Source organism: Ruegeria sp. CL3, assembly GCF_056536505.1.
The window spans coordinates 84,253-96,041 of the sequence record NZ_JBQFPT010000009.1; the positions used below are offsets into that span (position 1 = coordinate 84,253).

Consider the following 11,789-nt stretch of genomic DNA (forward strand, 5'->3'; position numbering starts at 1 on the left):
ACCGTTTGCCACAAAGAAACATGACCAACTTTTCACCGCCGACCAAGGAAGTTGGCGACTTGCTGAGAGGTTCCGATAACAAGATTTTCCCAAAAGCGCCTCGGCACAAGACATTTTGCTTTCCGAGCCTGTGCATGGTTCACGGCTTGGAAAATGAGGTAAAGGCCGATGTCTAAACTTGTTTATCTCTAAGCCGTTGCTCTCGCCGTGACCGGCATCTACTGGGTTGGAACCCTGAGCCTACATCACGTGCGATTTGGGAAATGGGTCTCAGGCGCGTTTAATCGTTCTGAAAAAGAATGAACATCGGTGGTCTGCGAAACCCACGAAGAACGCGATTACCCCCATGGCGATACTCGGAGAAAACAAGATGCCAGATCGCGATAAAAAGGCGCTCTGCCACTCGTGTATTGAGAAGAGCAGAGCGCCACCCAGATGGTTGATCAGTAAGGTGCCTCGACGTCGTTTATCGCGACGTAGACGGTTTTCATCTCGCTGAAATGGTTGATGGCGAGCTTCGAGTTCTCGCGACCGACACCCGACATCTTGGAGCCGCCGAACGGTGCCTCAACCAGGGCGAGGTTGTAGGTATTGATGTAGCAAGTCCCGGCCTCGAAACCGGCGACGATGCGATGGGCTCGGGTCAGGTCGTTTGTGAACACTCCAGCCGCGAGGCCGAATTCAGTGTCATTGGCGCGGGACAGAACTTCGTCTTCGGTGTCGAAATCCAGAACGGACATGACCGGGCCAAAGATCTCTTCGCGGGCGATGGTCATGTCGTCGGTGACATCGGCGAACACAGTGGGTTGCATGTAGAACCCCTCGCCCGCGATCCGTTCTCCTCCATAGACCAGACGCGCGCCTTCGGCCTTGCCCTTTTCCACGTAGCCCAGCGCGATGTTCATCTGATTTTCGCTGACCATTGGGCCAAAGTTGACCTCTTCATCCAGCGGATCGCCAATCTTGGCGGTTGCCAGACGTCCGGCCAAGCGGGCTAGAAACGCTTCTTTGACACCTTTTTGGACGAACACACGGGTTCCGTTCGAACAGACCTGACCCGAAGAATAGAAATTGCCCAAAATCGCACCGGAGACCGCGTTCTCGATATCTGCGTCATCGAAAACGATCATGGGGGATTTGCCGCCCAGTTCCATGGTCACGTGCTTCATGCCATCGGCGGCCGCGGCATAGACCTTGCGGCCCGTCGGCACCGAGCCGGTCAAAGACACTTTGGCAACGCGCGCATCGGTCACCAGCGATGCACCTACATCGCCATAGCCCTGAATCACGTTGTAAGTGCCCTTGGGTGCACCTGCCTCGATCAGGATCTCAGCCACCTTCAGTGCGGAGAGCGGGGTCGTCTCGGACGGCTTGAAAACCATCGTATTACCGCAGGCCAACGCCGGCGCGCCCTTCCAGCAGGCGATCTGGGTGGGGTAATTCCATGCGCCGATCCCGACGCAAACGCCCAGCGCCTCGCGGATGGTATAGACGAAGTCGCCACCGCCCAGAGGGATGTGTTCACCGGTCAGGGACGCGGCCAGACCTCCGAAATACTCCAGCGCGTCCGCGCCCGAGGTCGCGTCGGCCACCAGCGTCTCTTGCAGGGGTTTGCCGGTGTCATGGGTTTCCAGAACCGACAGGTCGTGATTGCGGTCTCGCATGATGTCTGCGGCGCGGCGCAGAACGCGGCCACGCTCGGTCCCGGACATGGCTGCCCATTCCGCTTGCGCCGCTTTTGCACTGTTCAAAGCCTGATCAACGATTTCGGGCGTGGCTGAATGCAGCCGGGCAATGACCTCACCGGTTGCAGGGTAGATCACATCAATCGGCGCGCCGTTGGTGTCTTCGACATATGCGCCATTGATGAAATGGCTCGCCTTGGGCTGAAATTTCATGCCGGGTTCCTTTTCCGAAGCAATTTCCCAAGCGTGTATCTTTTGTTGATTGGTCAGTCAATAAAACTGAATCACGGCAAACTCCCGCTGATATGAATCGCCTTGCCCTTGAAAAAAAGAGTTAATGTTCTATTTATGTTCCACATAGTCAGAGGAACATTCCGATGTCTTACCACGCACGAAATCAGGCCCTAAACGGCCCTTCGAACGACTACCACCTGCTGCCGGTCACAGATCGGCAGATGCGCTATGCCCGCGCCATCGCCGAGCAGACCGCACTAGAAATCCCGGTGGAGGCGCAACGTGACCGCAAGTCCATGTCTGCTTGGATCTCGGCTCACAAGCCCGAGGATTCATCGCCCTTTGCCAACTACCCGACCGGCAAACAGGTCGCCTTTGCTGAACGGATATCGCGCAGCAAACGTCGCCCGATCCCGTCCGAGTGCTTTCGCGACAAACAGTTGATGTCGCGTTGGATCGACCAGAATAAATAGAGCCTAATGCGCGTGGTTTCGCGAATAAAGTGACACAGCAGCCGCAACGAACATGCCCAAAAGGATATAGCCTGTGACGGCCTCGGACACAGCCAAGCCGCGGCACAGGCCTGTTGGGCTCATGTCGCCATACCCCACTGTGGTGAAGGTGACATATGAGAAATACAGAATATCGGCAGGGCCTTCCGCCCCGAGAACGCAATTGTCGTTGTAACCAAAGGCCCCATAGACGGCCGCAAACAGGAACGGCACGACCTGAATGAAAGAAACGCCCATCAGGAACAACAACCTGCGCGGCGACTTCACTTGGGTCATGTAGTACCACGACTGCGACACTAGCCAGATCAGCAACGCGACCGAGGCAATGGTGCCGATCGTGTCCCCAGCGGTGGTCTCACTCAACCGCGACAGGCCGAACCATGCCAGAAAACTGGCCAGCACCAACCCAGCAGCGGCCAGAAAGGTCGATTTCCATTCCGCCAGAGTTGTCGGTTTGCGGGTCATTGAAGCTCCATCACAGCAATCCAGCGATAATCATCGGGATTCCCCACCGACCTGCAAGCGGAATTCAGACGCTGCCCAGATGCTCATCGCCGCGCGCGCGGGCCAGAAGGATCTGTTTCTGCCGCTCGCGGAACCGCATCTTGTCGGCCTCCGACGTCTCATCCACACAGAGATGGCAAGACACGCCATGCTCATATTCCGGGCGCTTCACATCTTCGGGCAGGATCGGGCGGCGGCACCCGTGGCACAAGTTATGCGGCCCCTCGACCAGACCGTGGCCAACCGACACACGATTGTCGAAGACGAAACACTCGCCCTGCCAGGTGCTGTCCTCAGCGGGCATTTCTTCGAGATAGCGCAGGATGCCACCTTTGAGGTGATAGACATCCTCGACCCCCTGCCCCAGCAGGAAATTGGTGGATTTCTCGCAGCGGATACCACCAGTGCAGAACATCGCGACACGTTTGTTGTGGAATCGGTCCTTGTTCTGCTCCCACCAATCGGGAAATTCACGGAAGCTGGCAGTTTCAGGGTCTATCGCACCCTCAAACGTGCCAATCGCCACTTCATAGTCGTTGCGCGTGTCGATTACGACCACATCGTCCGAGCGGATCAGATCATTCCATTCCTCGGGTTCGACATAGTTGCCGACGCGGGCGCGCGGATCGACATCCGGCTGACCCATGGTCACGATCTCTTTCTTCAGACGCACCTTCATCTTGCCAAAAGGGGGATGGTCGGCAGTGGCCTCTTTCCACTCCAGATCGGAACAGCCCGGCAGGGCCTTGATATGCGCCAGAACGGCGTCGATCCCGGAGCGCGGGCCAGCAATCGTGCCATTGATCCCCTCTTGCGCCAACAACAGGGTGCCTTTGACCGATTGCGCGCGGCTTAGGTCCAGCAGCGGCGCGCGCAGGGCGGCGTGATCAGCGAAACGGGTGAAGTGATAGAGGGCAGCGATCGTGTACATGCGCGCGGTCTAAACCTGACAGCGCAGAGTCGCAAGGGACCGGATTGACGCGTCCTGCACCGCGCCGTACCGATAGACCAAAGGAGAGATTGCCATGACCCATGCCCTGCTTGTCATCGACGTCCAGAACGATTTCTGCACCGGCGGAGCGCTGGCCGTAGCCGGCGGGGACGAGATCGTTGCCCCGATCAACGCCATGATGGACAGGTTTGATGCCGTCATCCTGACGCAGGACTGGCATCCGGCGGGGCATTCCTCATTCGCCAGTTCGCATCCGGGCAAGGCCCCCTTCGAGATGACCGAGATGCCCTATGGTCCGCAGGTTCTGTGGCCCGACCATTGCGTGCAGGGCACCGATGGCGCGGGTTTTCACCCGGATCTGCGCATGGATGGCGACCTGATCATCCGCAAAGGGTTTCGCAGCGCCATCGACAGCTATTCGGCGTTTTTCGAGAATGATCAGGCGACGCCGACCGGGTTGAAAGGGTATCTAAACACGCGCGGCATTTCGAAACTGACCCTCGTGGGGCTCGCGACCGATTTCTGTGTTCACTATTCTGCAGTTGATGCCGCGAAGCTGGGCTTTGACGTCACCGTCGTGCAAAGCGCCTGCCGTGCGATTGACATGGATGGTTCACTGGCTGCGGCGCAACAGGCTATGCAGGCCGTCGGGGTTACTCTGGCCGACTAAGGCGCTGCACCCGTTTCTGCGAGATACTTAAACACCGCGAACAGAATCACCGCAACTCCAAGACCAACACCAATCCGCCCCTTTGCCGTCCTGCGTTTGGGCATGTCAGGCTGTGGCACCGGAGGGCGCTGAACGGGAATAACCCGGACAAGCCCATCAACTGCCTCGGCGCGGCGAATGTGCCCGAGGAATTGCCGTAGATCGAACTCACCACAATATTCCCCCCGCACACCGCGGGTTTTGATGTTGTCGAACAGGGTGCGCAGTATCCGGGTTCGGTCGGGCAGGTCTTCGGTTGGAAACTTGTCCGGTACGATACCACTGACATGGGAATCGAGATCAAACCCCGCGTCCTGGAACATCATACGAATCCCTGGGGAAGCCCCTCGCAACGCGTCAGAGGTCTTCACATCTCTGAACCGCGCACAGACCTGAGCCGGAACATCCCTTTCCGCCGGTCTTACAACCATATCAAAATCGTACAGCAAACTCATTAACAACCATCAGTTTTGTCTTTCCATCCCACACCATCACTAATTGGTGAAAACACCGGACATTAAGCCCGCATTGTGACGTCAAACGGGCATTGTCACCGAATCAGCGACTCTTGCCATTCGCCGTGCTGATTGATCTAACAACGGAAATTGCAGGAGTTCCCCATGGTCGACATCGCGACCCGTGTCTACAATCACAAATGGAAGATCGACCCGATTGTGCGGTCATTGATCGACACGGATTTCTACAAACTGCTGATGTGCCAGTCAGTGTTTCGTAACAAGCCCCAAACAGATGTCGCGTTTTCCCTGATCAACCGCTCGAATCACGTGCCGCTGGCCCGTTTGATTGACGAAGGTGAGCTGCGGGAACAGCTGGACCACATCCGTTCGCTCAGCCTCAGCCGGGGGGAAAGCACGTGGCTGCGGGGCAATATGTTCTATGGCAAAAGGCAGATGTTCCGTTCGGATTTCATGGAGTGGTTCGAGAATATGCGCCTGCCGCCCTACCATCTGGAACGTAAAGGCGACCAATACGAACTGACCTTCGAGGGCAAATGGCATGAGGTCATGCTGTGGGAGATCCCGGCGCTCGCGGTGCTGATGGAGCTACGCTCGCGCGCGGTGCTGAACCACATGCGTCGGTTCGAACTTCAGGTGCTCTATGCCCGTGCGATGACGCGTGTGTGGGAAAAGATCGAACAGCTGGGTTCTATCGACGGGCTTGGGATTGCAGATTTTGGCACGCGGAGGCGGCATTCCTTCCTTTGGCAAGATTGGTGCGTTCAGGCCATGATCGAGGGACTGGGCGAGTCGTTCACCGGCACCTCGAACTGCCTGATCGCCATGCGGCGCGAGGTTGAGGCTATCGGCACCAATGCGCATGAACTGCCCATGGTCTATTCCGCCCTCGCCGACACTGATGAAGCGCTGGCGCAGGCCCCCTACGACGTCCTCAGCGACTGGCATGACGAACATGAAGGCAATCTGCGCATCATCCTGCCTGACACCTATGGCACCAAAGGGTTTCTGGACCATGCCCCCGACTGGCTGGCCGGATGGACGGGCATCCGCATCGACAGCGGCGATCCCGCCGCCGGTGCCGAGATTGCGATCGACTGGTGGGCGTCTCGTGGCGAGGACCCTAAGCAGAAGCGGATCATCTTCTCGGACGGTTTGGACGTCGACAAGATCAAAGAGCTGCACAGTCAGTTCTCAGAGCGCACCAATATCTCCTTTGGCTGGGGCACGCTGCTGACCAACGACTTCCGCGGCCTTGTTCCAGATGACGCGCTGGCGCCGTTCTCGCTGGTTTGCAAGGCGGTGTCTGCCAATGGGCGCCCGACGGTCAAACTGTCGGATAACCCGGAAAAAGCCATGGGACCTGCCGAGGAAATCGAGCGCTACAAGCGGGTGTTCGGCGTTGGCGCGCAGAAACCGATCGAGGTGATCGTTTAGCCGTGCAGGGCAGCCACCGTCTTGAGTTGCGAAAAGCCATAGAGCGCCTCGAACCCTTTTTCGCGGCCGTGGCCGGATTTACCGACCCCTCCGAATGGTAGCTCTACGCCTCCGCCTGCGCCGTAGTTGTTGATGAACACCTGCCCCGAACGCAGGCGCTTGGCCAATCGCATCTGCCGCGCCCCGTCACGCGTCCAGATGCTGGCGACCAACCCGTAATCGGTGCTGTTGGCTATGGTTAGAGCCTGTTTTTCGGTCTCAAACGGGATCAAGACCTGCACTGGGCCAAAGATCTCTTCCCGAGCCAGAGCGTGATCTGCTGGCACATCGGCGAAGAGGGTCGGGCGCACATAGGCCCCCGCTTCCGGTGCCTCCGGAACGATCTGCCCCTGCCCTGCAATTGCCAAATCCGCGCCTTTGGACAAGAACCCGGAAACGATAGCCTTCTGCCGGTCCGAGATCAGCGGCCCCACGCGAAGGTCATCCAACGCGGGCCCGACGGTCAGTTGCGCGTATGCCTCGGCCATCCGCTCCTTGACCTGCTCATACAAACCGCGCTGCACCAGAATGCGCGACGAGGCCGAACAGGTTTGACCCGCGTTCTGAATGCCCGCATTGACCAGAAACGGCAGGGCCGCGTCCAGATCGGCGTCATCGAACACCAATTGCGGAGACTTCCCGCCCAACTCCAACGTCACAGGAACCACATTTTTTCCGGCCGCCTGCTGCACCAAGGCCCCCGTCGCGACCGAACCGGTGAACGAGATATGGTCAACGCCCGCGTGCCCGGACAACGCCGCGCCAGCCTCGGCCCCCAGACCGGGAACGACATTCAGCGCCCCGGCGGGCAATCCGGCCTCAACCGCCAGATGGGCGAAGGCGAGGGCGGTCAGGCAGGCCTCTTCGGCCGGTTTCAAAACGCAGGCATTGCCCATGGCTAGCGCCGCTCCGACCGAGCGTCCAATAATCTGCATCGGGTAATTCCACGGCACGATATGCCCCGTCACGCCATGCGGCTCACGCAGGGTGTAGACGGTATATCCGTCAAGATAGGGGATGGTCTCACCCATCACTTTATCCGCCGCACCCCCGTAGAATTCGCAATACCGCGCCAAAGCGATGGCATCGGCGCGGGCCTGGGTCAGCGGTTTGCCCACATCCATGGCCTCAAGCCTGGCGAGGTCGTCCACCCGGTCCAGAACCAATTGCCCCAGTCTGCTCAGGATGCGCCCCCTCTCAAACGCAGGCATCCGGCCCCAATCTCCGTCCAAGGCAGATCGCGCGGCAGCAATACCCGCGTCGATATCGCCCTGCTGACCTCGGGCAATCTGGCAGAGTTCGGACCCGTCCGAAGGATTCACAAGCGGCAAGTATTCCCCCGCTTCCGGCGTTTTCCATTCCCCGCCGATCAGACATTTGCTGGGGTCGAACCATATCGGATTGATCATCGGGAACTCCTGTATTTAGGCTCTAACATAGAGAATATCATGTGATTTTGCGCCCGATGTCGGGTAACTGCGGCGCGGCAGAGATGAGCTTGCGGGTATAGGGGTGACCGGGATTGGCAAAGACATCCTCGGTCTCGCCCTGTTCGACGATTTTCCCAGCCTGCATCACCATCACCCGATCCGTGATCGTGCGCACGACGCTTAGATCGTGGCTGATGAATAGATAGGTCAAATCGTAGGCCGTGCACAGCTCGGCCAGAAGATCTAGGATCTGCGCCCGGACCGACACGTCGAGGGCCGAGACCGCCTCATCAAACAGGATCAGTTCTGGGCGGATGATCAATGCGCGGGCGATGGCGATACGTTGCCGCTGGCCACCCGAGAATTCATGTATGTATTTCCCGGCATCATCCGGGCTGAGGCCGACGGCGCGTAGCATCTCGGCGATCCTGTCCTGACGCTCGGGCCCGGTCGGAGCAGCTTCCAGCAGGTGAAATGGTTCCGTGATCAACCGCGCAACGCGGTGGCGTGGGTTGAAGCTGCCATAGGGGTCTTGGAACACGACCTGCATCTTCCGACGGACGTCGAGATTTGGCTTGTGGCCCGAGAAAACGGGCACGCCATCCAGCCGGATTTCGCCGGATTGGACCTCCTCCAGGCCCAAAATAGTCCGTGTTAGGGTCGATTTTCCACATCCCGACTCTCCGACCAGACCCAGACGCTCTCCGCGGTTGAGGGTGAAGCTGACCGTGTCTACCGCCCGCATGTGGGCGGGCTTTGTGAACAGTCCCTTGCGCGGTAGGCGATAGTCACGGACCACGTCGGTGACCTCAAGCAAGGGCTTTTGTTCCTGCGTCTCAGGCAGAGCAACTTGATGGTTCGAGGCGTCAAACAGCATCCGTGTATAGGGGTGCTGCATGTTTTGGAGGAGATGGTCGGTTGCGCCGCTTTCGACAACTTCGCCCCGGCGCATGACCACGATCTGATCCGCCATATCGGCCACCACGGCCAGATCATGAGTGATCATCAGAAGCCCCATGTCATATTCGCGTACAAGCCCCTTCAGCAGGTCCAGTATTTGTGCCTGCGTGGTCACGTCCAGGGCTGTCGTGGGCTCATCCGCGATCAGCAACCTGGGCCTGAGCGCAATCGCCATCGCGATGACCACACGCTGACGCTGGCCACCCGACAGCTCATGCGGGTAGCGGGACAGAGGGAAGCGGTCAGGAGGCAGGCCAACACGGCTGAGAACCTCTTGCGCGCGGGCCTCAGCTTGCGCGCGGGGCATCGCTTTGTGGATCAGGATGGTCTCCATCACCTGATCGCCGATGGTTTTGACCGGGTTCAGAGCGGTCATCGGTTCCTGAAACACCATTCCGATCGACGCGCCACGAAGGGCGCACATGTCAGTCTCAGGCAGGTTTAGAATCTCTTGCCCGTCCAGATGTATCGACCCGTCGGTGCGCGCTCCGTTTGGCATCAGTTGCATGACGGCCAACGCAGTCATGGACTTGCCGGAGCCGCTCTCACCCGTAACCGCCACGATCTGACCCGGCGCGATGGACAGGCTGACTTGTTTCAGAATCTCAGCGTCATGAATGGCCAGAGACAGGTTTTCGATCCGCAACAGGTTCATGCCCGCGCCACCCTGATACGTGGATCGAGCCAGTCGCGCAGACCGTCACCCAGCAAGTTCAAACCCAACACCGTCACAATGATTGCCAGACCCGGGATTAGAGCCAAATGCGGGGCAAAACTGACCATTGTCTGCGCATCGGCCAGCATCCGACCCCAGCTTGGCGTGGGTGGTTGCGCGCCGAGACCGACGTAACTCAGCCCCGCCTCGGCCAGAATTCCAAGGCTGAACTGGATGGTCCCCTGAACGATCAGCAGGTTGGCGACATTGGGCAGGATATGTTCTGCGGAAATCCGCGCGGCCCCTTTGCCCGAGACACGGGCGGCGAGGATGAACTCCCGCTCCCACAGGGACAGGGCCGCGCCGCGGGTGATACGGGCGAAGACGGGGATGTTGAAAATGCCGATAGCGATGATCGCGTTAATCGCACCGGCGCCGAAAACGGCAGTGATCAAAATCGCGATGACCAGCGAGGGGAAGGCAAAGACCAGATCGTTGCCGCGCATAATGACCTCATCCAGCCAAGACCCCTTGCGCGCTGCCGCCGTCAGGCCCAAGGGCACGCCCAACACCATACCGATCCCCACCGCCACCAGCGCCACGGCAATGGACGTCCGCGCGCCGACCATGATCATCGAGAACATATCACGCCCGAAATGATCGGTGCCGAACCAATGCTGCGCGTTGGGTGGCTGCAGTTTCGCGGGAATGTCCAAAGCGGCGTGGTCATAGGGCGTCCAGACAAACGACACCAGCGCCGCCAGCAGAACCAATGACGACAGCACCGCGCCAAGGATCAGGTTGCGGCTCATGTCCGGCTCCTCAGCCGTGGGTCCACGGCGGCATAGGCCAGATCGATCAGAAAGTTCACGGTTATGACGGCGAAAACCAGCAGCATGACCACAGATTCCACCACGATCAGATCACGGGCCGAGATTGCCTGAAACACCAACCGTCCAAGGCCGGGCAAGTAGAAGACCTGCTCGATAATGATCGACCCGGCCAGAAGGAACGAAAACTGCAGCCCAATGATCGTCAGCACCGGGATCAGCGCGTTGCGCACCCCGTGTCTCCACAGCGCCTGACGGCGGGAAAGCCCCTTGGCTCGGGCGGTGCGCATGAAATCCTCACCAAGTATGTCGAGCAGCGACGACCGCATCACCCGCGCCAGAATGGCCGCTTGTGGCAGCGCCAGGGCGACAGCAGGCAGGGTCAGAGAATGCAGCCCGGTCCAGAACCCTTTGTCCCAACCGGCGAACCCTCCGGCGTTGAACCAGCGCAGGTTGATGGCGAAGATCAGAACCAGCATCATCGCGAACCAGAAGTTCGGGACAGCTATGCCCAACTGCGTGGCCCCCATGACCGTCAGATCGCCCGGTTTACCGCGACGGGCGGCGGCGTAGATGCCCGCTGGGAAGGCAATCAGAGTGGACAGGGTCAGCGCATAAAGCGCCAGTGGCAAAGACACCCAGAGCCGATCCGCGATCATCTGCGAGACCGGCGTGCGATAAGTGTAGGAGGTACCAAAATCGCCGACCAGCATGCCACCAATCCAATTAACGTACCGATCAAGTTTGGACATATCCAAGCCCAACTCGGCCCTCAGAGCGGCCAGCGTATCGGGCTGCGCGTTGACGCCCAGCATGAATGAGGCTGGATCGCCCGGTGCGATCTCGATCACGGCGAAGATCACCACCGAGGCAACCGCCAGGCTGATCACCAGCGAAATCAGACGTTTGAGGGCATAGCGAAGCATCAGCGCCACGTTAGGCCGGGCCGCGCTTTGGGTCCAGCACCAGTTCCATTGTCGAGAATCAGTGCGGGTCCTATCCTGAGACCATTGTTTGAAAGGAAATTGATGATGAGAATACCTTTACATGCGGCTTTGTTTTTAGCCGCAGCGGGCGCGGTGCCCGCTCAGCAACTAGATGTGGATTTCCTGATCACCGAAGACGGGCAAGCCGCAGGATGCGCGGCCAGTATCGTCTCGGGTCTGGATCCGAACGGTGATGGCTTTCTGGCTGTGCGCACCGGGCCCGGTTCGAACTATTTCCAGGTCGACCAACTGCGCAACGGCGACACAGTCCGCACCTGCGCGCAGCAGGGGGAGTGGATCGGTGTCTACTATGGCCAGCCCCGACGCAAGGGCTGGGTTCATAGCAATTGGTTGATTGACGGGGCGGGTTAGCCCCGACA

The 11,789-nt window shown here is 59.1% G+C and carries 12 protein-coding genes; 4 read left to right on the forward strand and 8 right to left on the reverse strand.

All coding sequences use genetic code 11. The features are described from left to right. Positions 1 to 443: 443 nt before the first annotated feature. Entirely contained in the window at positions 444 to 1,898 is a 1,455-nt protein-coding gene (gene betB, locus ACR0NO_RS14615; RefSeq protein WP_480724467.1) for a betaine-aldehyde dehydrogenase, read from the reverse strand. 164 nt (positions 1,899 to 2,062) lie between these two features. On the opposite strand from betB, the gene ACR0NO_RS14620 reads away from it, so the two are divergent. After that, on the forward strand, positions 2,063 to 2,392 hold the full coding sequence (locus ACR0NO_RS14620) for a hypothetical protein (RefSeq protein WP_170379451.1): 330 nt from the start codon (positions 2,063 to 2,065) through the stop codon (positions 2,390 to 2,392). Positions 2,393 to 2,395: 3 nt separating this feature from the next. Here the strand turns inward: ACR0NO_RS14620 and ACR0NO_RS14625 are convergent, their stop codons facing one another. Together ACR0NO_RS14625 and trhO are read right to left on the reverse strand one after the other, a co-directional pair. Continuing rightward, complete coding sequence (locus ACR0NO_RS14625; protein WP_170379453.1) at positions 2,396 to 2,896, reverse strand: potassium channel family protein; 501 nt, start codon at positions 2,894 to 2,896, stop codon at positions 2,396 to 2,398. 64 nt (positions 2,897 to 2,960) lie between these two features. After that, positions 2,961 to 3,866: an oxygen-dependent tRNA uridine(34) hydroxylase TrhO gene (gene trhO / locus ACR0NO_RS14630; RefSeq protein ID WP_480724468.1), complete on the reverse strand. Its 906-nt coding sequence runs from the start codon at positions 3,864 to 3,866 to the stop codon at positions 2,961 to 2,963. 94 nt (positions 3,867 to 3,960) lie between these two features. Here trhO and pncA point away from each other — a divergent pair, with 94 nt between their 5' ends. Beyond that, positions 3,961 to 4,557, forward strand: coding sequence for a bifunctional nicotinamidase/pyrazinamidase (gene pncA / locus ACR0NO_RS14635; RefSeq protein WP_480724469.1), 597 nt, complete (start codon positions 3,961 to 3,963; stop codon positions 4,555 to 4,557). Here the strand turns inward: pncA and ACR0NO_RS14640 are convergent. Then, complete coding sequence (locus tag ACR0NO_RS14640) at positions 4,554 to 4,919, reverse strand: hypothetical protein (RefSeq protein WP_480668774.1); 366 nt, start codon at positions 4,917 to 4,919, stop codon at positions 4,554 to 4,556. The two genes, pncA and ACR0NO_RS14640, sit on opposite strands and share 4 nt — an antisense overlap. Before the next feature lie 297 nt (positions 4,920 to 5,216). On the opposite strand from ACR0NO_RS14640, the gene pncB reads away from it, so the two are divergent. Continuing rightward, entirely contained in the window at positions 5,217 to 6,509 is a 1,293-nt protein-coding gene (gene pncB, locus ACR0NO_RS14645) for a nicotinate phosphoribosyltransferase (RefSeq protein WP_480724470.1), read from the forward strand. Here pncB and ACR0NO_RS14650 read toward each other — a convergent pair. From ACR0NO_RS14650 to ACR0NO_RS14665, 4 genes are read right to left on the reverse strand one after another with little or no spacing between them, the layout of a single operon-like run. After that, positions 6,506 to 7,957, reverse strand: a complete 1,452-nt coding sequence (locus ACR0NO_RS14650; RefSeq protein ID WP_480724471.1) for an aldehyde dehydrogenase family protein — start codon at positions 7,955 to 7,957, stop codon at positions 6,506 to 6,508. The genes pncB and ACR0NO_RS14650 overlap by 4 nt on opposite strands. A gap of 37 nt (positions 7,958 to 7,994) precedes the next feature. Then, the gene (locus tag ACR0NO_RS14655; protein WP_480724472.1) at positions 7,995 to 9,593 is read right to left on the reverse strand and encodes an ABC transporter ATP-binding protein; all 1,599 of its coding nucleotides are present in this window, start codon (positions 9,591 to 9,593) and stop codon (positions 7,995 to 7,997) included. Then, positions 9,590 to 10,405 (reverse strand): ABC transporter permease, encoded by an 816-nt coding sequence (locus ACR0NO_RS14660; protein ID WP_480724473.1) that lies wholly within the window; start codon positions 10,403 to 10,405, stop codon positions 9,590 to 9,592. The genes ACR0NO_RS14655 and ACR0NO_RS14660 overlap by 4 nt, the downstream gene beginning before the upstream one ends. Further along, positions 10,402 to 11,349: an ABC transporter permease gene (locus tag ACR0NO_RS14665; protein WP_480724474.1), complete on the reverse strand. Its 948-nt coding sequence runs from the start codon at positions 11,347 to 11,349 to the stop codon at positions 10,402 to 10,404. Before ACR0NO_RS14665 ends, ACR0NO_RS14660 begins: the two co-directional genes overlap by 4 nt. 105 nt (positions 11,350 to 11,454) lie before the next feature. On the opposite strand from ACR0NO_RS14665, the gene ACR0NO_RS14670 reads away from it, so the two are divergent. After that, positions 11,455 to 11,781 (forward strand): SH3 domain-containing protein, encoded by a 327-nt coding sequence (locus ACR0NO_RS14670; protein WP_480724475.1) that lies wholly within the window; start codon positions 11,455 to 11,457, stop codon positions 11,779 to 11,781. The last annotated feature ends 8 nt before the right edge of the window (positions 11,782 to 11,789 follow it).

Bases quoted from the DNA above. Each gene is read 5' to 3' on its own strand.
- betB (WP_480724467.1), bottom strand. From the start codon at position 1,898: ATGAAATTTCAGCCCAAGGCGAGCCATTTCATCAATGGCGCATATGTC.
- ACR0NO_RS14620 (WP_170379451.1), top strand. From the start codon at position 2,063: ATGTCTTACCACGCACGAAATCAGGCCCTAAACGGCCCTTCGAACGAC.
- ACR0NO_RS14625 (WP_170379453.1), bottom strand. From the start codon at position 2,896: ATGACCCGCAAACCGACAACTCTGGCGGAATGGAAATCGACCTTTCTG.
- trhO (WP_480724468.1), bottom strand. From the start codon at position 3,866: ATGTACACGATCGCTGCCCTCTATCACTTCACCCGTTTCGCTGATCAC.
- pncA (WP_480724469.1), top strand. From the start codon at position 3,961: ATGACCCATGCCCTGCTTGTCATCGACGTCCAGAACGATTTCTGCACC.
- ACR0NO_RS14640 (WP_480668774.1), bottom strand. From the start codon at position 4,919: ATGTTCCAGGACGCGGGGTTTGATCTCGATTCCCATGTCAGTGGTATC.
- pncB (WP_480724470.1), top strand. From the start codon at position 5,217: ATGGTCGACATCGCGACCCGTGTCTACAATCACAAATGGAAGATCGAC.
- ACR0NO_RS14650 (WP_480724471.1), bottom strand. From the start codon at position 7,957: ATGATCAATCCGATATGGTTCGACCCCAGCAAATGTCTGATCGGCGGG.
- ACR0NO_RS14655 (WP_480724472.1), bottom strand. From the start codon at position 9,593: ATGAACCTGTTGCGGATCGAAAACCTGTCTCTGGCCATTCATGACGCT.
- ACR0NO_RS14660 (WP_480724473.1), bottom strand. From the start codon at position 10,405: ATGAGCCGCAACCTGATCCTTGGCGCGGTGCTGTCGTCATTGGTTCTG.
- ACR0NO_RS14665 (WP_480724474.1), bottom strand. From the start codon at position 11,349: ATGCTTCGCTATGCCCTCAAACGTCTGATTTCGCTGGTGATCAGCCTG.
- ACR0NO_RS14670 (WP_480724475.1), top strand. From the start codon at position 11,455: ATGAGAATACCTTTACATGCGGCTTTGTTTTTAGCCGCAGCGGGCGCG.